Annotated in this window: 22 protein-coding genes, 4 tRNA genes and 1 riboswitch; of the genes, 3 read left to right on the plus strand and 23 right to left on the minus strand. The window is 39.3% G+C overall.

The window, feature by feature from the left end:
- The 19 genes from KTJ10_RS15275 to KTJ10_RS15365 all read right to left on the minus strand — a co-directional run.
- Positions 1 to 89: GTP-binding protein (locus KTJ10_RS15275; RefSeq protein WP_072292276.1), on the minus strand; the 89-nt coding region annotated here is incomplete at its 3' end.
- A gap of 147 nt (positions 90 to 236) precedes the next feature.
- A tRNA-Thr gene (locus KTJ10_RS15280) sits at positions 237 to 311 on the minus strand.
- A 13-nt stretch (positions 312 to 324) separates the two neighbouring features.
- A tRNA-Gly gene (locus tag KTJ10_RS15285) sits at positions 325 to 400 on the minus strand.
- Between the two features lie 37 nt (positions 401 to 437).
- A tRNA-Tyr gene (locus tag KTJ10_RS15290) sits at positions 438 to 521 on the minus strand.
- A 54-nt stretch (positions 522 to 575) separates the two neighbouring features.
- Positions 576 to 651, minus strand: a tRNA-Thr gene (locus KTJ10_RS15295).
- A 98-nt stretch (positions 652 to 749) separates the two neighbouring features.
- Complete coding sequence (gene trpE / locus KTJ10_RS15300; protein ID WP_032005869.1) at positions 750 to 2243, minus strand: anthranilate synthase component I; 1494 nt, start codon at positions 2241 to 2243, stop codon at positions 750 to 752.
- Positions 2244 to 2351: 108 nt separating this feature from the next.
- Positions 2352 to 3020 carry a phosphoglycolate phosphatase gene (locus tag KTJ10_RS15305; RefSeq protein WP_262442371.1) on the minus strand — a complete coding sequence of 223 codons (669 nt, stop codon included), beginning with the start codon at positions 3018 to 3020 and terminating at the stop codon, positions 2352 to 2354.
- 66 nt (positions 3021 to 3086) lie between these two features.
- Positions 3087 to 3713, minus strand: coding sequence for an FHA domain-containing protein (locus KTJ10_RS15310; RefSeq protein WP_262442372.1), 627 nt, complete (start codon positions 3711 to 3713; stop codon positions 3087 to 3089).
- A gap of 40 nt (positions 3714 to 3753) precedes the next feature.
- Positions 3754 to 6030, minus strand: coding sequence for a type II secretion system secretin GspD (gene gspD / locus KTJ10_RS15315; RefSeq protein ID WP_262442373.1), 2277 nt, complete (start codon positions 6028 to 6030; stop codon positions 3754 to 3756).
- A 41-nt stretch (positions 6031 to 6071) separates the two neighbouring features.
- On the minus strand, positions 6072 to 6908 hold the full coding sequence (locus tag KTJ10_RS15320; RefSeq protein ID WP_057076022.1) for a type II secretion system protein N: 837 nt from the start codon (positions 6906 to 6908) through the stop codon (positions 6072 to 6074).
- Positions 6908 to 7651, minus strand: a complete 744-nt coding sequence (gene gspN / locus KTJ10_RS15325; protein ID WP_032005861.1) for a type II secretion system protein N — start codon at positions 7649 to 7651, stop codon at positions 6908 to 6910. Before gspN ends, KTJ10_RS15320 begins: the two co-directional genes overlap by 1 nt.
- Positions 7652 to 7985: 334 nt before the next feature.
- Entirely contained in the window at positions 7986 to 8312 is a 327-nt protein-coding gene (locus KTJ10_RS15330) for an H-NS family nucleoid-associated regulatory protein (RefSeq protein ID WP_000801427.1), read from the minus strand.
- A gap of 194 nt (positions 8313 to 8506) precedes the next feature.
- Complete coding sequence (locus KTJ10_RS15335; protein WP_199993249.1) at positions 8507 to 8947, minus strand: acyl-CoA thioesterase; 441 nt, start codon at positions 8945 to 8947, stop codon at positions 8507 to 8509.
- Between the two features lie 7 nt (positions 8948 to 8954).
- The gene (locus KTJ10_RS15340; protein ID WP_262442374.1) at positions 8955 to 10148 is read right to left on the minus strand and encodes a heme biosynthesis protein HemY; all 1194 of its coding nucleotides are present in this window, start codon (positions 10146 to 10148) and stop codon (positions 8955 to 8957) included.
- A 9-nt stretch (positions 10149 to 10157) separates the two neighbouring features.
- Positions 10158 to 11000, minus strand: a complete 843-nt coding sequence (locus KTJ10_RS15345; protein WP_057070666.1) for a hypothetical protein — start codon at positions 10998 to 11000, stop codon at positions 10158 to 10160.
- 8 nt (positions 11001 to 11008) lie between these two features.
- A complete protein-coding gene (locus tag KTJ10_RS15350; protein ID WP_057070665.1) occupies positions 11009 to 11776 on the minus strand; it encodes a uroporphyrinogen-III synthase in 768 nt (255 codons plus the stop codon).
- A gap of 3 nt (positions 11777 to 11779) precedes the next feature.
- Positions 11780 to 12697 carry a hydroxymethylbilane synthase gene (gene hemC / locus KTJ10_RS15355; protein ID WP_262442375.1) on the minus strand — a complete coding sequence of 306 codons (918 nt, stop codon included), beginning with the start codon at positions 12695 to 12697 and terminating at the stop codon, positions 11780 to 11782.
- Between the two features lie 100 nt (positions 12698 to 12797).
- The gene (locus tag KTJ10_RS15360) at positions 12798 to 13538 is read right to left on the minus strand and encodes a LytR/AlgR family response regulator transcription factor (protein WP_032006829.1); all 741 of its coding nucleotides are present in this window, start codon (positions 13536 to 13538) and stop codon (positions 12798 to 12800) included.
- 60 nt (positions 13539 to 13598) lie between these two features.
- On the minus strand, positions 13599 to 14738 hold the full coding sequence (locus KTJ10_RS15365; protein ID WP_213688976.1) for a sensor histidine kinase: 1140 nt from the start codon (positions 14736 to 14738) through the stop codon (positions 13599 to 13601).
- Between KTJ10_RS15365 and argH the strand changes: the two genes are divergently transcribed.
- The gene (argH, locus tag KTJ10_RS15370) at positions 14729 to 16162 is read left to right on the plus strand and encodes an argininosuccinate lyase (RefSeq protein ID WP_002121138.1); all 1434 of its coding nucleotides are present in this window, start codon (positions 14729 to 14731) and stop codon (positions 16160 to 16162) included. The two genes, KTJ10_RS15365 and argH, sit on opposite strands and share 10 nt — an antisense overlap.
- A gap of 9 nt (positions 16163 to 16171) precedes the next feature.
- Entirely contained in the window at positions 16172 to 16441 is a 270-nt protein-coding gene (locus KTJ10_RS15375) for an oxidative damage protection protein (protein ID WP_000089995.1), read from the plus strand.
- A gap of 305 nt (positions 16442 to 16746) precedes the next feature.
- Here KTJ10_RS15375 and phoU read toward each other — a convergent pair whose 3' ends face one another.
- The 4 genes from phoU to KTJ10_RS15400 form a co-directional block, all read right to left on the minus strand.
- Positions 16747 to 17469, minus strand: a complete 723-nt coding sequence (gene phoU / locus KTJ10_RS15380; RefSeq protein WP_000075183.1) for a phosphate signaling complex protein PhoU — start codon at positions 17467 to 17469, stop codon at positions 16747 to 16749.
- Positions 17470 to 17574: 105 nt separating this feature from the next.
- The gene (locus tag KTJ10_RS15385) at positions 17575 to 18906 is read right to left on the minus strand and encodes a TolC family outer membrane protein (RefSeq protein ID WP_025464141.1); all 1332 of its coding nucleotides are present in this window, start codon (positions 18904 to 18906) and stop codon (positions 17575 to 17577) included.
- A 95-nt stretch (positions 18907 to 19001) separates the two neighbouring features.
- Positions 19002 to 19907: a DMT family transporter gene (locus tag KTJ10_RS15395; protein WP_161283118.1), complete on the minus strand. Its 906-nt coding sequence runs from the start codon at positions 19905 to 19907 to the stop codon at positions 19002 to 19004.
- On the minus strand, positions 19900 to 20481 hold the full coding sequence (locus KTJ10_RS15400; RefSeq protein WP_262442376.1) for a TetR/AcrR family transcriptional regulator: 582 nt from the start codon (positions 20479 to 20481) through the stop codon (positions 19900 to 19902). The genes KTJ10_RS15395 and KTJ10_RS15400 overlap by 8 nt, the downstream gene beginning before the upstream one ends.
- 107 nt (positions 20482 to 20588) lie before the next feature.
- On the opposite strand from KTJ10_RS15400, the gene KTJ10_RS15405 reads away from it, so the two are divergent.
- Positions 20589 to 21671, plus strand: coding sequence for a hypothetical protein (locus tag KTJ10_RS15405; protein ID WP_262442377.1), 1083 nt, complete (start codon positions 20589 to 20591; stop codon positions 21669 to 21671).
- A gap of 34 nt (positions 21672 to 21705) precedes the next feature.
- Positions 21706 to 21840: riboswitch (TPP riboswitch) on the plus strand.
- Positions 21841 to 21861: the final 21 nt, after the last annotated feature.

Below are 21861 nucleotides of genomic sequence, written 5' to 3' on the forward strand. Positions count from 1 at the left end.
GCAGTTAAAGTTGTTTTACCATGGTCAACGTGACCGATTGTGCCCACGTTTACGTGTGGCTTATTACGTTCAAACTTAGCCTTAGCCATGTTTATAGTCCTCGTTTACGTCGAACACAATTCTGAGCAAAAACTCAGCATCGACATATCGCCTAAAAAATCAAACACCCAATACTTGAAAAGCAGACTAATAAGCCTGCTTTTTAAATCTTTGTAGAAAATCTACTAAACTGTATCTGGAGCTCTTATCGAGATTTGAACTCGAGACCTCTCCCTTACCAAGGGAGTGCTCTACCACTGAGCTATAAGAGCGATTATCCTTCGATGGAGCGGGAGACGAGGATCGAACTCGCGACATGCAGCTTGGAAGGCTGCCGCTCTACCAACTGAGCTACTCCCGCACTGTGTTGGTATATATACCACTTCAATCGAAGTTAATGGTGGTGAGAGAAGGATTCGAACCTTCGAAACTTTCGTAGCGGAGTTACAGTCCGCCCCCTTTGACCGCTCGGGAATCTCACCATATCACACTTATTTCAGTGTTGTTCTTTACTTCACAACTACACACCTTTAAGATGGTGCCGGCACACGGATTCGAACTGTGGACCTACTGATTACAAGTCAGTTGCTCTACCAACTGAGCTATGCCGGCTCTTCTTAGTGTTTCGTACGTTTCGTATCGGAACGGTGTGCAGTTTAGCAAAACTTCCAAACGATGCAAGCGGTTTTTTAAAAAAAACCGCTAAAAACTCATAAAATCAATCCGTTTGATGATAATTCAACCGCTTTGATCACTGCGCGAGCTTTTATTTGCGTTTCATTCCATTCAGATTCAGGATTTGAGTCTGCAACTAGCCCTGCTCCAGCCTGTACATAGACCTTTTTATCTCGAATAACACAAGTACGGATTGCAATCGACATATCCATTTCGCCGTGCCATCCCAAATATCCTACTGCCCCGCCAAACACACCTCTTTTCACAGGCTCGACTTCATCAATAATTTCCATTGCACGAATTTTTGGTGCACCCGATAAAGTACCGGCTGGGAAAGTTGCTTTAAATACATCTAGCGCATCGATATCATCACGAACTTCGCCTTGTACATTTGAGACAATGTGCATGACATGTGAATAGCGCTCAATCACCATTTGATCTGTCACTTGCACCTTGCCAATTTTAGAAACTCGCCCAACGTCATTTCGACCAAGGTCAATCAGCATTAAATGCTCAGCGATTTCTTTTTCATCAGAAAGCAAATCTTTTTCTAAAGCAAGATCTTCTTCTTTAGTTTTTCCACGTGGTCTGGTACCTGCAAGAGGACGCACTGTCGCAATACCATTTTCTAAACGAGAAAGAATTTCTGGCGATGACCCTACAATATGGAATGGCTTTTTATCTGTAATCGTTTGCCCTTGTACCAGAAATAAATAAGGTGATGGGTTCAAATGACGTAAAGCACGATAAACTTGTAAAGCCTCTCCATCGAAATCAGAAACCATACGCTGCCCCGGAACAACCTGCATCACATCACCAGCACGTATATATTCTTTAACTTTTTCGACTGTTTCTAAGAATTTTGCTTTACCAGTAATTGATTCAAAATGTGGAGGTGTATGTGGCTTAGCTTGCAGACTTACTGGTGTAGCTAACAATTGCTCTAATTGATCTAATTTTTGCTGAGCGTCTTCATAAGCATTACTCTGCTCTGTATCCGCATGAACAATTAAAAATAAAGTATCTTTAAGGTTATCAAATACAATGACTGTCTTTGAGAGCATCAACCACAAATCCGGCAATGTAATTGGGTCAGCTGTAGGAACATTCTTTAAACGTGGTTCTATGTAACGAACAGCATCATAGCCCAAATAACCCACTAATCCGCCCGTAAAACTCGGTAAGTTTGGCAAAAGCTCAGCAGATGGCACTTTAAATTGCTTCTGAAATTCCCGAATATATTGAAATGGATCTTGGCAATCTTGTTGTGTAATTGAGCCATCAGCATGTTGTATAGACAGAACACCTGCATTACATGAGAAAACCGTCGACTCTCCTAAACCAATCATAGAGTAGCGTGCCCAATTTTCGCCACCTTCGACTGACTCAAATAAATAAGCTTGCGTGTGGTCTTTAAAACGAGCGAAAACAGATAAAGGTGTTTCTGTGTCTGCTAAGCGTTGGCGATAGACTGGAATTGTGTTGTAACCAGCAGCCTTAAGTTGCTCGAATTGCGCTAATGTTGTCATGAATTTTCTCTAATATGGTTTCGATTTAAAAGTGTGTTTTTCTAGATTCGGTTTAGACACGCCATCGAAAAACCATACGCTTATTCATTCTGATCTCCATTTCATTCATTAGATAATTAACTCAGCAAGACTATCAACAACTTGCTGAGGTTGGCAATCATAGATATTTTCTCCATGATTATAGCCATAGCTAACCACAATACAATCAATTCCAGCACGACGCGCAGCCTCAATATCATTACTTGAATCGCCAATCATTAATGATTGTGAAGCAGATATTTTTAGGCTTTGCATGCAATGCAATAATGGCAATGGATGAGGCTTTCTCTCAGGTAAGCTATCCCCACCAAGTACGACTTGAAAATATGAAGAAAGCTGTAAAGCATCAAGCAAACCTTGGGCAAGTTGTACAGGCTTATTGGTAACGCATGCCATTTGTATGTTCAAAGTTTTACAATGTTTTAAAAACTCGGTTACACCAGGATAAATTTGAGTATTTACACAGAGTTCTACACTATATATATCAATAAATTTTTCTAATAAGACTTTATGTTGTTCAGGATCTAATTTTCCAAAAATATGGAGTAGAACACTTTCACAGAGTTTTGAAGCTCCCTTACCCACCCATTCTCGTATTTGGACTTCTGTTACCAATGGCCAACTTAGCGCCTCTAAACTTAAATTCATAGACCGATACAAATCAGCAGCAGAATCAACCAACGTTCCATCTAGATCAAATAAAATTAAATCGCGCTTACTTAGTTGTGCAACAGACATCTTTTTTCTACTCAAAATTAAAAAGGCATGCGTTTAGCATGCCTTGATTGTAAAAGCAGCAAAGGATTATTTAAAGAATAACCATGCCAATACCGCTAAAATTACTAAAATAATAATAGTGATTAAACCAACTGAGGCATTCTTCTGTTGCTCTCTTTCTTCAGCAACACGAGAAACCGGTTCATCAAAAGCGATAGGTGTTTGCTGTTGTGCATTAATATCCACACCCTCTGGAATAGGTGCAGGTTTTGGAATAGAAATATTCTGCGGCATACCATCGCGACGAACTTCTACTTCTGCGGCACGCTCCGCAAGACTCGGCATTCCTTGATCGCTTAAATCTGGAGAGGATGTTGTATTTACAGGTTCGGCTTCAATTTTAGGTAATTCCGTGATTTTCTGCGCAGGAGCCAATACAGAAAATTTAAAACTAGCAAACTGAACAATATCACCATCATGTAGCTGCTTGTCTTGCTCAATACGAATATCGTTTACAAATGTGCCATTAGAAGAATTAAGGTCTTGCACCCATAGCGCTTGATCTTTTAGAAGCAATGCAGCATGGCGACGTGAAATTTCAGCAGCTTGTAACAACACATCAGCATCTTGATGACGCCCTACTAACATATCACGATCAACATTAATTTCTTGGCCAGTAATTTCACCAGTAATTGCTTGTAGTTTCCAAGTCATGCGTATGTCCTATTCATTTTTTATCAATCATAACATGCTACTACTGTGCTGTGCTTGGGCGCAGTGTCGTTGTTGTTACTGTATTTTTAGTACGATTAACTTCAGGATCAGGTAACTGTAAGGTTTGCTTTTGCACTGCCGGCTCCACCGCTACAGGTGTAGTTACCGTCGAGGTTTTTCCACCTGATGGAACCTGTTGATAGTTTTTTGGCTGAGAGGCAATACTCGGTGGTGTCATCTTTTGATTGTAGACATCATCAACTTGCTCAGGCAGTTTTGCAAAGTTGCCATTTTTATCCATAGCCAATTGCAAGCTATAAAGCTGGCTATAGCGCTGCTGAGACAAACGGCGCACATCATTTGCATCACCCACAATTGTTGGGTGGATAAAAACAAGAAGGTTACGTTTTACATTGCTTCTATTATCTGAGCGGAACAAACGCCCAACATAGGGAATACTACTTAACCCAGGTATACCTTGTCTTGAAAGTGACGTGTCATCCGACACCAAACCACCAAGCACTACTGTCTGCCCATGTTCAGCCAAAACAGCAGTTTTAATGGCACGTTTACTTGTTACTAAGTCAGCTGCTTGTCCACGACTGTCTTGAACAGCAGAGACTTCTTGCTCTACTTCCAGACGAACTGTACCACCCTCACCGATATGTGGAACGACTTTTAATGTCACACCGACATCTTTACGCTCAACCGTGGTGTATGGGTTGATACCCGTACTGTTTGTAGTGACCGATCCTGTTACAAAGGGAACGTTCTGACCGACAACAATATAAGCCTCTTCATTATCCATCGTCACAATGGATGGTGTCGAAAGCAAATTTGATTTGGTATTAGTTTTAAGCGCTTGAATTAATGCACCATAAGCCTTACGGGAATTCTCAAAATTACCCAGAGCCAAAGTTGCCCCATTACCTTTATTAGCACCTCCAGCGATAGCGGCTGCAGCCCCAGCGGAACCACCCGATAAATAACCAGCAGCAATAGAAGATAAACTAGCACCTACATTACTAAAGCTAAGTAAACCAATCCCACTAGATAAATCACCAAGCGCCCATTGAATGCCAAGTTGATCCGCATCATCTCCTGACACTTCGATAATTGCAGCTTCAATCAGAACTTGCTGACGACGAACATCAAGCTGCTGAATAGCAGATTCAATTTCGCGCATTAATTGAGGATCTGCCTTAACCACTAAAGAGTTTTGGGCATTATCCGCAATAATACTCACCCCATTTTGGCTAAAGCTAGAGATATTGTTCTGATTATTATTGTTCGAATTACCGTTTAAATTAATAGATGGTGTAGAAATTGAGCTACCATTTGAACCAGAGGTATTTGAACTAGAATTCTGGTTATTACCCATCAAATTATTGATCGGATTCGATGAATTAGAAGAACTGTTATTACTATTTGACGAAGAAACAGCTTGTCCTGTTACAAGGCCTTGCAAAATCTCTGATAAATTTTTTGCACTTGCATATTTCAATCGAAAAACTTTTAAACCACCTAAACGGTCGGCCGAAGGCACATCCAGCATTTCAATCATATGGCGAATACGCTTACGCGTTTCAGGATCGCCCTTAACTAAAATACGATTGGTTCGGTTGTCTGCAATAATACGGATACGTGCACCGTTAAAATCTTTAGATGCTCCCGTAGCACTCATCGCCTCAAGTTGAGTAATGATTTCTTCCGCTTGGCTCGATTGGAGGCCTATTGCCTCAATATCATTCTGGCCAGTACCATCTAGATTACGAATAATATTTTCAAGTTGGTAAATATTTGCTGCACGGTCCGAAACAATCAGCGCATTAGTCCCTGCAATCGCAGCCATATGCGCAAATTGTGGCATTAAAGGACGAAGTGCTGGAATTAAATCATTAGGATTGGTATTTTCAAGCCAAATGACGCGGGTAACAATCTGATCACCACGCAATTTATTTCGCGAGTCGTAAGGAATTCCCGAATTTTTAACATTGCTATCTGGAACCAGCTTAATGGTGTTACCCGAAGGAATTGCCACCACTCCATTTACGTTTAAGACCCCAAGAAACAGGTCGTAAACTTCATTCTTATTCAGAGGCTTATTCGATATAACTGTGACGTTACCACGTACTCGTGGATCTACTGCAAAGTTTTTACCCGTAATATCTGCCACTTCATTAATAAATGCAGTTAAGTCAGCATCACGTAAATTGATCTTCCATGTTTGGGCATAGACACTGCTGCTCACTGTCGCAATCAATGGGGCTGCTGCAAGTAATGCCCAAAGTGGACGTTGATGATTCAATAAAGCCATAACTTGCGATAATTCCTAACTCTTATGGTGACGTGTTATCACTAAAAATTTTGTTGTATGGTCATCACTTGATCACCACGTTTTATTTCTATTTTCACTTGCCCAGCTCGTCGAGCCTGTTCAAGTAACTGCACATCCGTTTGTCCCTGCCCAACCGTTTGACCGTTTAATGAAACAATCCGATCGCCCGGCCTTAAACCTAACTTATTTCGAAGCGCAGTGGGTGTACGTTCTGTAACTTCAAAACCCTCACTGGAGTTCCCACTAACACCCATGTCACGCAGATATTGTTCACGGTTGCCTTGCATTTGCTGAATAGCTTGCCCTAACGCCTCTTGAGCAGTATTAACAGGTGCTGACGACTGAGGTGCAGTAGCAGTTGGTTGTGATGCATCTGGCGTCATAGGTTGATATAAACCGTTTGGCAAACCTTTAAATTGGAGTTCACGAGTACTTCCATTACCTTGACGTAATATCACGTGATCCCAATAAACTTCTGCCAACTGATAAGAGGTAGAACCTATTGTTTCTCCTACCCGATATCGGTCGGCAGTATTATCTAGCTTAATCACAGCCGAGGAAAAACGATTCGGATAACCCAGCATTACACCTTGTAATTCTAGGTTGACATTTTCCTGTGCTGCATTGGCTGAAGGTTCATTAAAAAGTGAAAAAGTACTAATGTTAGGAATTTGTGGCTGCTGTGATCCTAACTCGACCCGATCAAATTGCATCATTTGAGGAGGCGCAATTACCCACCAAAATAATGAAGCTAATTTCCAACACAACCATAAAATTAAAAAGGCAAATACAACTACACTTAACCGATCTAATTTTTGCCACTGTAATTGCTGTAATTTCTCAATCCATACTTTCATTAGTTACCCCCTTGTATTAAGGGTTGACGAGAACTAATGACAAACGTATCTAAACCAGCTTTTCCATCATAAGATGGAATATTAAGTAATAATCTTTGGGTGAGCTGCACATCAAGCATCATGTTGGCATCTAATAAGAGATTCGCCATTTTTTGACTGCGTTGATCACGTATATCAACTTGTAATTGACCATTTTGATCCGTTAATTGGCCATTTAAAGAAGGCATATTCATACGGTCTTGACGATCACCAATATTATAAATTAAAGCACCGCCACCCCAATGTAATTGACCATCAACTGCGGCGAAACCCTGCTCTTTCTTATAATTAAACTCAATATCTTTCAGTTGAATGCTGTTCGTAGGCCATTGCCAATTCACAATTTGTTTTAATGTTTCAGGCGCAATTTGACCATTCATAGCCTTTACAATTACTTTTTTCCCCACACCATAGCCCATTACCCCAGCTAATTGGGTATTACCACTATGGATATCTACATCAGCAGCGAACCTTAATAAAAACAGGTCAAGAGGTCTAGTTTTCCAATGAATCGAACCTCTCAAAGTACCACGCCGCCAATCTGCTTGGCCTTGCCAGATATTTCCACTTACATTGTGTAGAGTTTGATTATTCTTTGAAAATTTAGAAATAAGCCAAGTCGCCGGGATCTGTAAAATAATAAAAATTAAAAATGCAATGAGGGCAAAAAACCACCACTTCCATTGCTTAGACTTTTTCTTCATTCAGCCTTACCAACATGCAAATTATCGTCCTTATTTTGAGAGTAGCTCCCTAGTCTGACATTATGCATACTTTTTCAACATCGCCAATTCACTTCATATAAAAAAACCAAGCAATCGGGCTTGGCTTCGGTATTGAGACTATAAGTTGAACGTATGACAAAATCATGAAAACTTGGCGCTCAATGAAGTAAATGCACATTTGATCTCAACAATTCATGTAAAGAGCAATTTAAACACTCAATTTTTTAAATAATATTTATAGCAAAATTTTGAGATATTTTTATCAATAAAAAAGCCAAGCAAATTTGCTTGGCTTTTAAAAACGGCAATTTGATTAGATTAAGAAATCTTCAAGTTTTGCGCCTTTTTCAATTTCAGCAACTAACCAGCGTGGTTGTTTACCACGACCAGTCCAAGTCTCTTCAGCATTGTTTTTGTTGCGGTAACGAGGCTCAACAGATTTACGAGTTGTTTTCTTACGTTTTTGAGCACCGAACTCAAGAAGTTGTTCAACACTAAAACCTACATTTTCAGCAATCTCGATAATTTGATTATAAGCATCTTCGATTGCTTGATCTTTTTTACTTGCAATTAAAGCTTCTGCTTCTTCTTGTAAGCGTTTTAACTCTTCAACAGATAATTCACTGATATCCGGTTTCATTAATAAATACTCCAGTCTTACAGACAATTCAAAATAATACAGACAAAATTTAAAAACATAAAATCAAGACCAATATTATTTATAATCTATTCAATAAGCAATAGTTTGAAAGCCGTGTTCATCAGAATAACCAAAAAAATTACCTTTTAATTACATTACCAATTATAAATGAAATATATTTTATTAATATTTATTTAAGATAAATGTATTAAGTCATGCCCAACTGATTTTTCTAGCTCAATAATTTTTTGTTTTATTTCCTGCGGTATTTCGCATTTTCGTTCTGTTAATTTATCAACGCATACCATAACAGCTTCACCAGTAGCGACTATTTGTTGTTGGGTTTCACTCCACAATATATAAGCCATACGGAATGCGCTATTACGGAGCTCTTCCACGCGAACACCAATTTTCAATAAATCGGGATAAAAAACAGGCTTTAAATATTTACACTGACTTGAAGCTACCACGGTATATAAATGTGGGGTTAATATATTGATTGCTTCCATATATAAAATACGTGAGCTTTCAATATATCGATAATATTGTACATTATTGACATGACCAAAAGCGTCCATATCTCCCCACGCTACTTTCTGTTCATATATTATCGGGTAGACAGACAGTTCTTTCATTTTTACCTCATATTTTAAACTTTAAAAAATTTGCATCATTTTCAAAGATTAGATTTAACTGTTTGATTAACACATCATCTTCTTTAAGCGTTGACTTAATACGCAAATAGCTCATTAAAATATTATCTGGATATAATGATAATAATGTTTCAGCTTCTGCTTGACGCCCAGTTGCCATATAGACATGCCATTTTGCAAAGGTTAAAACTGGTAAACTCATATATTGATTTTCGAACTCAATAATTTTTTCTTCAACATCGGCATAGTCTGGAACTTGTTTAAGCAATTGTTGCTGAAACCATAGATAAAATACTTCTGGGTCAAATTGCTCTTTTAATAAGTGGAGTGTTAGCGCCGCATGTTGCATGCTCATATCTGGCATGCGTGCTAACAGTTTTAGCCATAACAACTTACTGCTATAAGGTCGAGTTTGAATCTCAGACTCTAAATCCAAATAACGTTGCTGCAAGGCATGTAAGTCATCAATAGAGGCTTGGTCAAATTGCTGAAGAAGTTGTTGCAACCACAAATCACGGTGCTCAGCATCTAGCAAACCATATTTCATGGAACATAAATACACCCATGGATGTTGCAGCGCTAATTGCCCCCATAACGCAGTTAATTTTTGCTGGTAAGCAGTTTCTATTTCTTGTAACCAAGGCGATAACTGATGCTGGTATAAAAATTCAAGATGAGTTAATGCACGGTCGGCTTCATTTTCGGCCAAAAATATTTCAATTCGCTGTAACTCTGCCAATTCAAATGCCATAGGTGGTGATTGATCGAGAGCAGCCAATGCTTTTGGATAATCCCCACTTAAAACCAGAAACCTGGCATCAATAATATTTTTTAAAAGCCCTGATTGAGTAAAAACACGTTCAATAAATACACGTTGATCTTCGGCGGCTTCTAATAACCAAACAATACCTAATTGTTCATAAGGATGAAGGTTTTTAAACTGGAAGATGTTTTCACTTTTTCTTTGTTCACGAGAGGAATAACGTTTAATCCACAGCCATACGAGTTGAGCAATAAAACTCATCACTACAAAAGTAAGAGTTAATCCCCAGACATTTGTTTGCAGCTGCAATTGTCGCCAGTAAATATAGACATATCCCATTCCATAGCCATAGCTAAATAAAGCTAAGGCTGCAAAGAGTATTAAGCTGATGACGACATAAACCCACAGGAGGTGCTTCATATATCCTCCTTATGAGCCAATTAGCCCAAGTGTAGAGAGTTTAGGAACTGGCACGACTGATAAATGTGCCACTTTAGCAATACGTTTTTTTAACTGCTGACTTGTTGTATCAGGCATTTCATCTAACTTTTGCATCACAGATTGCAACTCATTTTGATACTCAGTCATTTTCCCTTGATTGAGTGCTTGTTCGGCAATTAACAATCTTAATTGCACTTCTTTAAGCACGACACTTCGACTCATTAAATTAATAGACGGCGTTTCTACTTTTTCTATTCGGAACCACTTTTTCCACCAAGACACAGTCTCGGATTGATCCATTTCAAGTTTAGGCTGGGCTAAGGCTTGTTGAATATTCTTATCAATGTTCTGTAATAAATCATCGATTAGTTGATGGCGTTGATTTTGAGCCAAAGTAAACTGTTGAACTGCCTGTTTATCCTGCTCGAGCGATTGATTCAAGCTATGTTGCAATGCTGGAGCAATTTCATAGTGCACAAGCGATTGCTGTAACTGGTTTAATTGATCAACTGCATAAATCAACTGCTGCTGATCAATTGCAAATTGAATTAAATCTAACTTTTGTTTAATTAGAACTGTAGGAGCAATACCTGTCGGCGGTGCATCTGGTTGAGTGACTGAACTGGTTTTACTCCCTGTATTCACAGGTTGATTCTGCAACTGTCGCTGTAAAGCAACCAATTGATCATTTAAATTGGCATAGTGCTGTTCGGATTGCAGCAGGCTTTGTTTAAGCTCGGGAACAGTACGAGAAATTTGCCACATATCGTAGCTGAGCTTAGCCAACCAAGCTATGCCCAGCAAAATGATGATAGAAACAAGTTTTCTCATATGAATCCTTATAATGCCTGAATGTGATGAATCATCCCCGAAGGCGATAAATTTTCAAGTTGAATAATGTGAAAATGAGCCTGTTGCTGATCGCGATACTCTTTAACAATTTGAAAAAGACGAGGTCCCAAAACCAGATATACACCATCAGGTTGTACATTATTTTTTAAGCAAAGCTCTAACCAATACTTCCAGCTCGCTTCACTGGTAATTAAGACGAGCCATTTATTTAAATTATAATTTGAATTCTGTGTCAGATGTTTGAATGTAGAATATGAAGCTTCTGGGCACTGCCGATGATATAGAACAAAATTTAAAATTTGAATTCCTTGTTGTTGCAAGGTCTCCATCATAAATTGGCGTCCACCTTCTCCCCGCCAAAAAGCCACGCTACCCGTCTGTTGCATATTATGCAGAATAGGTAGGTTCAACATCCCCTCAGAAGTTTCAACATCGGGGATATGTGCTTGTATTCCATATTCGTTTAGACAATTGGCTGTTGCTTGCCCTACCGCAATCCACTGAATATGTTTTAAATCGCTAATTTTTAAACCGCTTTTTACTAAATATTCCACACCCACTTCAACAGCGGTTGGGCTGACGACCACAATAGCTTGCGCCCTAATTAATTGTTGATAAAGCTGGAGTAAGTGTTCGGAAAAGGGCTTAGCAACGAGCTCTAAAAGGGGTAAAGACTCAACCTGATAACCTTCATTTTGCAAAGCTTCTGTTAATTCAGCTGCACGCGAATCAGGTCGAGTATTAATAAACAACATGGTTTAGTAGAGGGCCTTTAATAGCTCGCCAGCACCTTGATCAAGTAAGTTTCGAGCAAGGTTCTCACCCAATTGCTGAGCATTATTGGCTTCGTCTGTCAGTTCAGCACGTAATAATGTTTGGCCATCTGGGCTTCCAACACGACCTTCGATATGGATTTGACCATTTTGTAGTGTGGCATAACCTGCAATTGGGACCTGGCAACCACCTTCAAGGTAGGCATTAAATGCACGTTCAGCACGCACACAAACATCTGTTTCTGTGTGTAATAAAGGTTGAATTAAAGCCAATACATCTTGGTCAGCTGCACGGCACTCTAAACCCAATGCACCTTGTCCCACAGCAGGCAAACTAAGATCTGGTGTTAAACAATGACGGATACGTTCTGACAAACCTAAACGCTTCAAACCGGCACTGGCCAGAATAATTGCATCGTATTGACCTTCATCTAGCTTCGCCAAACGTGTGCCAACATTTCCACGCAAGTCAATAATTTGCAAATCAGGACGTTGTTTTAAAATCTGAGATTTTCGACGCAAGCTTGATGTACCGACTTTTGCACCTTGTGGTAAATCAGCGAATTTTTCAAACTGATTAGAAACAAAAGCATCTAACGGATCTTCACGCTCACAAATCACTGCTAAAGTTAAACCCTCTGGCAAAGCCATTGGGACATCTTTCATTGAATGTACAGCTAAGTCTGCACGCCCATCTAAAAGTGCTGCTTCTAATTCTTTAACAAACAGCCCTTTGCCCCCAATTTTTGCTAAAGGCGTATCTAAAATTTTATCGCCCTGCGTGACAAATTTAACCAGTTCCACCGTTAAATCAGGGTGAAGCTCCTCTAAACGGGCACGAATATGTTCTGCCTGCCAAAGAGCAAGTGGGCTTTGTCGTGTAGCAATTTTCAAGGTTTTCATAAATTCAAGCATGGGCTGGTCAAACAATACACCCTAAACTTAACTTGATCCCTTAAAATTGCAAGTAAAATCTCGCAAGTCCCAGATAACTCTTTTAAATTTAAAGCTGATGAATTCGCTCTCTAAGCGTAGATAAATGCCGACGGCTCACTGAAAGTCTTTCATCAAGACCACGTAATCTAACCTGATATTGCCCCGAACTGACTAGCTCCAATCCATCTAGATATGCAACCGAAACCAACGCATTTCGATGAATACGAATAAACTGATCTGCGAATTCGGTTTCAAGCTCTTTTAATGTTTCATCTATTAATACACTGCCATTTTTATGTCTCACAGTGACATATTTCTGATCTGCTAAAAAGTAATAGATATTTTCAACAGGAATCAGTTCAACACCACGATAGGTTTTTGCGGCAATTTGATGACGCTGTGTCTTTAAATCTTGTAAAAGCTCAGAATTCGGTAATGCATTGAGCTGTGCTTGAGTAAGTTGAGTTAGCTGACTTAAAGCTTGCTCAAGTTCAACTGCATCAATCGGTTTAAGAAGATATGCTTGAGCCTGAGCTTTAAAAGCTTCCAATGCATGCTGATCGTAGGCGGTACAAAATACAATCGCAGGTCGAGGATTGAGCTGACTTAACTGTTCTGCACAGACAAGCCCATTCATACCTGGCATTTGAATATCAAGTAAGATTACATCCGGTTGATGAAGCCGTGCCTGTTCCAAGGCCTCCTGTCCATGATGAGCCGTTGATACAACCTCATGTCCCATCTTTGAAACTAAACGTGATAAACGCTCCACTGCAAGTGGTTCATCATCACAAATTAGCACCTTCATTCATCCTCCTTGTCACCGTTAACTTGGTCCATTTTTTTATGGTTAACTCTGACTGACTTATTATTTTGTTTGATATTGATAGCTCATAATAGTGGTATATAAAGCTTCACCTTTATAAACCTGAAATCTAACGGTGTTCCCATAATACGCTTTCAGGCGTTGCTTAACATTTTCAAGAGCGATTCCATGCCCTTTCCGTGAATTTATTGTATCGTCTGTATATGGGTTGGTAATGACTATACTGACCTGATTTTGCAATATTTCAACCAATACCCCTATGGTTGCTTTGCCCATCATTGGTTCTACCCCATGAAAAATACTATTCTCTAACAAAGGTTGTAATGTCAATAAAGGAATAGTGATCTGTTTTAGTTGCACAGGTGAAAGCTCGATCTTCCAATCAACTTTTAAACGCTCACCTAAACGAACCTGCTCAATCATTAAATATTGTTTACTCAGCTCGATTTCTTCATGCAGACTCACCAATTTTAATTCTTGGAAGCTCGCTCGAAATAAACGCGACAAACTAATTAGCATGCTTTCTGCTTTATCTGGATCTATCGCAATTAAACTCACCACATTATTTAAACTATTAAATAAGAAGTGAGGGTGAATTCGTGCTTGCATGGCCTGAATACGTGCATTTAATTCGGCATATTGCTGATGCAACCATTGTTCCCTGACATATAAATAACGTAAGCAGAAGGCCCCGAGTAATATTCCATAGCTTAGATATAAAGGTACATTGGTAAAATAAACACCCCAGCCCTGCGTTAATGACGCATGTTTATGTAAAAGACCAAACTGAAAAAAATTACTCATTAAAGTGGTCAAAACAACAATACTTTGCAGCATGACAAAACCAATGACCAAAGCAAATTCTTGACGTAAGCTGCTAAAAAAACCCTGAAAGCGTTCAACCAATGCAAAAAAGGACAATATTACCCAGTTAATAAAAACGATGTATTGAAAAAGCCTTCCCCCGCTTAAGGCTTGCCAAGACTGCGCTTCAGCCAATGCCAGAACCAATGCCAAAACATTACTTGCGATAATTAATTCGAATAAGTGTTGCCAACGCCCACTTTTCGTAAAAAAATAGGAGGAATTTTGATTTCGGTATGCTGTAGAAAACAACTTTGTTTGTTGAGCTTCGGCAAGTGATATACTCTTTTTTATTTTACTGAGCCACCATGACCACATCTTCAAATCCCCCTAATTCAGTAACCCCAGACCAAACCTCAGGTATGTGGGGTGGTCGTTTTTCTGAAGCGACGGACGCTTTTGTAGCCGAATTTACCGCCTCTGTTCAGTTTGACCAACGTTTTTATAAGCAAGACATCGCTGGTTCGATTGCGCATGCTACCATGCTTGCGAAAGTTGGCGTACTCACAGAAGCAGAACGCGATGACATTATTGAAGGTTTAAGCACCATTCGCTCAGAAATTGAGGCTGGAAACTTTGAGTGGCGCATCGATCTTGAAGATGTTCACATGAACATTGAATCACGTTTGACTCAACGTATTGGCATTACAGGCAAAAAATTACATACAGGTCGTAGCCGTAACGATCAGGTTGCAACTGATATTCGTCTTTACCTACGCGACGAAATTGATGATATTTTAAAATTATTAGAACGTTTACAAAAAGGCTTGTTAGGCTTGGCTGCCAAAAATGTAAATACGATTATGCCAGGCTTTACACACCTACAAACCGCTCAACCAGTAACTTTTGGTCATCACTTGTTAGCGTGGTTTGAAATGTTGGTACGTGACACTGAACGTCTCCAAGACTGCCGTAAACGTGTTAACCGTATGCCGCTTGGATCTGCTGCTCTTGCGGGTACAACTTATCCAATTGACCGCGCATATACAGCAGAGCTTTTAGGGTTTGAAGCTGTATCTGAAAACTCTCTTGATGCTGTATCTGACCGTGACTTTGCCATCGAATTTAATGCAGCTGCTGCACTTATCATGATGCATTTATCACGTATGTCAGAAGAGCTCATTCTTTGGACTTCTGCACAATTCAAATTTGTGAATATTCCTGATCGCTTCTGTACCGGTTCTTCAATCATGCCACAGAAGAAAAATCCGGATGTTCCAGAACTTATTCGCGGTAAATCTGGCCGTGTATTTGGTGACTTAATTAGCTTACTTACGCTCATGAAAGGTCAACCATTGGCATACAATAAAGATAACCAAGAAGATAAAGAACCTTTATTTGATGCAATCGATACGGTTCGTGGTTCACTCATGGCATTTGCAGACATGATTCCTGCATTGGTTCCAAATATTGAAATCATGCGTGAAGCTGCTCTTCGTGGATTCTCAACTGCAACTGACCTTGCTGACTACTTAGTAAAAAAAGGCGTTGCGTTCCGTGATGCGCATGAAATTGTAGGTAAAGCAGTAGCATTAGGTGTTGCGGAAGAAAAAGATTTATCTGAGCTCACACTTGAGCAGTTACAGCAATTCTCTGACTTAATTACAGCAGATGTATTTGATAAAGCCTTAACTCTAGAAGCTTCTGTAAATGCACGTGATCATATTGGCGGAACTTCACCAAAACAGGTTGAAGCTGCAATTGCGCGTGCCCATACACGTTTAGAACAGTTATACGCTTAAGGATAAACCATGAGTCGACAAGTTTTTTGCCGTAAATATCAAAAGGAAATGGAAGGTTTAGACTTCGCTCCTTTCCCGGGTGCTAAAGGCCAAGATTTTTTTGAAAATGTTTCTAAGCAAGCATGGCAAGAATGGTTACAACACCAAACTACGCTAATTAATGAAAAGCGTTTAAACGTGTTTGAACCAGAAGCTAAAAAGTTTCTGGAAGAACAACGTGAGAAGTTCTTTAACAATGATGAAAGTGTAGAAAAAGCTGAAGGCTGGAAACCAGAATAATCGGTTTGTTTTAGCTTATTCATCATTAAAAAGGCGGGTCTATATACATAGATCCGCCTTTTTTTACGTGAAACTTACACAAACATAAAAAGCCTTACATAGAGCGCACAGGACTCTACATGACATCAAAAAGCGAAGAACTTAATATCACTCTATAGCAAGAAGAACACGATCCCTGTCGTGTTTATGCACTTGATTTTCTGTCCTGAACTTCCCCCCAAAGTTCGGGACATTTTTTTATCTATTAATTTTAAAAATAAAAAGGCCTTGTTTCAAACAAGGCCTTTAAATATTTCAGCTCAAGATTACTTTTCGTGGACTTTGGCTTCAATTTCTTCAATTTTGGTATGACGAGCATCAAAGCCTTTGGCCATATAAATCACTTGCTCAGCAATGTTACGAGCATGATCGCCAATACGCTCTAATGAACGTAAAACCCACATGACATTAATTACACGAGCAATATGACGCGGGTCTTCAATCATATAAGTCATTAATGTACGTGTTGCTGATTGATATTCACGGTCAATGTCAGCATCAGCTAAAAGTACACGTAAAGCTTGATCTGCATCTAAACGTGCAAAAGCATCAAGTGCATCATGAATCATGACACGAACTTGATTACCAATATGACGTGTTTCCATGTAGCCACGTGGTGATCCACCTTCTTCACACAGATTTTGTGCAATACGGGCAATTTTCGCTGCTTCATCACCAATGCGTTCAAGGTCAGTATTGGCTTTGCTCATGGCAATCACCATACGTAAGTCAATCGCTGCCGGATGACGACGCGCCAAAATCAACGTCAAGCCTTCATCAATATCACGTTCATATTGATTGACTGCATTATCTTTAAATTGAACATCAATCGCTAAATTTGCGTCGGTATCAAGTAAAGAATGAATTGCATTTGCAACCTGCTGTTCGACCAAGCCACCCATGGTCATAAACTTTGTGTTTACATCTTGCAAATCTTCATTAAATTGAGAAGAAATATGATGGCTTAACACCGGATTACTCGGACTCAAGGGAAGCCTCCAACATGATGGCGCGGGAATAAAATGATTGAGCATTAAAACACAGCAATCATTAAGTTTTTATGACAAAATTAAATTTCAGATAAAAGCATTTAATTACTGATAAGTTAACCAGCTATTAAGCTCGACTAGATCTTTTTCGCCTAACTGGCCTACCGCAGCTTTTAAACGAAGCACATTCAATAAATAGTCATACTGAGCATTAAGATAATCCTGTTTTGCAGAAAAAGCATTACGCTGCGCCAATAAAACATCAACCATACTTTTCAAGCCTTCGTTATAACTCGCTTTTGAAGCTTGAGAAACCAAAGAAGATGAATCCATTGCAGCCTTTCTTGCTTCAAGTTTGGCTTGATCTGTGTCTACCTGCATAAACGCACTTTTCACATCGACATTGGCACGGCGAATGGCTGCATCAAGTTGAGCCTGCGCTTTACTGGCTTCTACAGTGGCTTTTTTAATTGATGTTCGGGTCCGTCCACCATTAAATAAATTCCAGTTCATTTCTACACCGACCTGATCAAATTTTCCGTCAGTCGAAATGAGTGTCTCTGGTGTTTGTTTAGTATAGCCATAGCTCGCCACAGCATCTATTTGAGGATAAAGTGCTGCCTTTTCGACACGGCGCTGGTCTTCACTATATTTTTGCTGTAAACGGGCTTGCTGGATCTTTAAGTTTTTTTGCTGTGCCAAAGAAAGCCAGTCATTAAGCTCTGCTGGATAAGGCTTTTGAAAATTAAAATCACTTCGCAGTACAGCGAGTTTATCTTGATAAGAACCGATATATTCAGAAAGCTGCTCTTGGGCTAAAAGTAATTGAACATTGGTTGAAATACGATTGGCTCTAGCATTTTGATATTGAGCATTTGCTTCACTCACATCACTACGTGCCACTAAACCTTCTTTGAGTTTGGCATTCATCATATTGAGTTGTTCAAGCAAAGCTTTTTCTTCTTGTAGGTATGCAACACTCAATGCCTGCTGACGCAGTACATTAAAATAGGCTTCTGCTACATTTAAAACATGATCTTGTTTTTGTAATCTTAAAGTGATTTCACTTAAGGCAACCGAAGTTTTAACTTGTTTATAACCTTCCCAAGCATCCATTCGAAATAATGGCTGACGTGCAGTGAGAGTCGCTTGTCGAGTCGTTGACGTACTACTTACCAAAGCATCTGACAGGCCTTCTTGATCAACACCCGGAAAGTTTGAACGTTTTACAGTTTGTCGATTACGGGTAATGTTTCCAGACAATGTGACAGTAGGTAATAACGCCCCCGTTGCTAAGCCTAAGTTCAGTTGATCTGCTTCATATTGTTGTTGATTGGCTTGCCACGTTGGGTCATTTTGTTTTGCACGCTCATAAGCTTCAACTAAATCTAGAGCAAAACTCGAAGATGCAAAACTCCAAAGGCCAACAGCGACCATTAATTTTATTTTCATTGTTCAAATCAACGATAAAACTTGCCTTTAAGACTAAGAAAAATTCAAATCAAACTCAAGCCATTAAAAGTTTTAGTTTTTTAAGCGTTCTTAGTTTTTGACAAGATTAAAATACAAATAAAAATCAGCAACATGCCTATCCAACCCAGCCATGAAACATGCTCACCCACCAAAACGATGGCAAAAATCGCAGCCACTAAAGGTTCAAATAAAGTTAAGGTCGTCGCTTTGCTAGCATTTACTGTTTTTAATCCAAAACCGAAAAGTAAATAACCCAAAAACATAGGAATCAGCATCATATAACCAGCCACAAGTAAATTGGTTGAGCTATGCAATAACCCTCCACCTGTAACCAACAAAGTAGGAAGCAAAATAACTGCCCCACCCCCCATAATCATGCCCATTGCAGCTTTAGAGGCAACACCCCGATCTATTAATCTTTTTGCGGCCCATGAATAAAGTGAATAAGTTGTAGCTGCGACAAGCCCAAGAAAAATACCGAAGAATTTATTCCATTGATTTGTACTCTCTTGGATCGCATGACTTTCCCCCATCGATAACATACTTACACCAAGCACACCGCACACAAAACTTAGAAACCAGATAGCCGATAAAGCTTTGCGGTCAAAAAATCGCTCTAAAATTGCTGCTATTAATGGAGCGGTACCAATTGAAACAACGGTGCCAATCGTAATGCCCGCATAATGCATTGATGAATAAAAAGCCAAAGGATAAATACCAACCGCCGCTACCCCTAAAAGCAGTATTAAAAGATTTTCTCTTATAAATTGTCGGTTTTCACGTATCGCTCGTGATGCAACCAAAGCTTGTAAAAGACCACCTCCGCCCATCGCTACGGCACCAATAGCGAGTGGGCCAAGTGTTGGTGCAAATGCTGCCGCCGTACCTGTTGTTCCCCACAAAACAGAGGCAACTAAAATCGCGATTGTGCCTCCATAACTACTATTTTTAATGAGGCTAATCATGTGGGCATTCTCTATTTAAAATATCTTCTGCCATTTGTTTTGCTAATAGAAGTTGACGACTGTTCCCTTCTAAACCTGCTCGTGCCATAGAACCTTCTAAAAGAAAAGAAAGTTGCGTAGCCACATAGCTAATCCGCTGTGAGTCTGATATCAATTTTTTTAAATGTTCAGCAACAATACCTTCCACTTCTTCTTTATGCTGCCTTACAGAACTACGCCCTGCACTATTCGCTGGAAACTCTGCGGCAGCATTCAATAACCCACAGCCTCGAAACCCTTTTTCGTAGGCAAATTCTGCATGGTCCTGATAGGCATCAAACACAGCCAAAATGGCTTCTTTAGCTGTGTTTGTTTTTGCTAAACGCTTTTGATAGAGATCGAGCCACTCTTGATGGCGTGCAGCAATATAGGCATCAACAAGATCGCCTTTTGAAGAAAAATTATTATAAAGCGACATCTTAGCGACATCGGCTTTAGCCGTAACTGAATTGATTCCTGTTGCAGTAATGCCATCGTTATAAAACAAGGTTGCTGCTGCATCGAGAATTTTCTGTCTTGCTGTTTTATCATTCATAACTTTTACTTAAGTAGACCGACCTACCTAATAATAAAGTTTTCTAACAATGATGCAATCGTTTTAAGCGTTATAATTTGAGCAATATTAATTTCTATAAAAGTAAAATGATGAAAAAAGTTCTAATGATGAGTATGTGCAGTGCACTACTTTTAGCTGGATGTAGTAAAACACCAGAGCAAGATCAGGCTGTATCTAAAAAGCAAAAATCAACTGAGCAAAAAGCCATTCAAAAACAAGAAAGTAATTGCTTACAAATTATGGTAGCCATGCACACGATTAATCAGAACAGTAAAATAGAAGACTTAAATCAAATTAATGAAAAGCTTAAAACCTGTGTTCCTTCGTTAAAAAATGAGGAACAACTTAAGCTAATTGATGCATCAACAACCATGTATCAACGTTTTCTTAAACAAGACTACACTGAAAAAACAGGGAGAGCTTTTGAAGCATTTGGCTATGCCGTTTTAGAACAGAAACAAGACCTTAAAAAGGTCATCAAAACCCAGAAAAAACTCTTCGACCAACTTAGCCCGCGTGATCAATATTTACTTCAATATGAAGGCCAAGCCTACATTGAACTTCTCTATCAAGGTGAGGGTATGTTTACCTATCGACGTCAGCCAAACTATTTAGTTGAGGTTTTTTCTACGTCCTTACCAGCAGACCAAAAAGAGTTCTTAACTCGTATGGCCAAAGATAATCAGGATATTTTCTATAACGATGGTGCGTTGGCCGTTTCATGGAAAGAACTTACTGAACGAGCACTTTTTTGGGAAAAATTTATTCAGAAATATCCAAAAAGCCACTTTATTAGTGATGCAAAACGACTATTTAATGAATATCGCTATTTTATTTTCTTTGGTTTAGATAACACGCCAGTGTCAGATGAATATGCACCGAATACGTGGTTTGATAAAGATGCTCTTCAACAAATTCGGTTTTTGTCTACACAAAATCAGTCGAGTTTAGCGAAATCCGCTCAACTGTTTCTTAAGTTTATTGCCACTCCTGTAGAGGAGCGTAATAAGCAATTTAAAATAGATTTAACTGATAAAAATGGTGATAAAAAATCAAATTATCAGATTACTCATGAACAGCTTGAGCAGCTATTAAAATTTGATTCGCCATGGAACACGGAAGTCTATCGTGACTGCCATATGGATGCAGTTTGTATAGATACAAATTGACAATGCCAGCCAACCTAAAACATGTTAGTCTGTAAATCGCTTGACGGAGCGCGAGTAATAGCTCGCTGAGATTGTGTAAATTCTGTGTTATCGCAACACAAGTTTGATCACAAGTACCGTTGAACCTGATCAGGTTAAGACCTGCGTAGGAATCAAGCCATCTGAAAACTTAAAGCCTTAAATTTATCTA

It is taken from the genome of Acinetobacter sp. WU_MDCI_Abxc222, from assembly GCF_025514755.1.
Classification (GTDB): Bacteria; Pseudomonadota; Gammaproteobacteria; order Pseudomonadales; family Moraxellaceae; genus Acinetobacter; species Acinetobacter geminorum.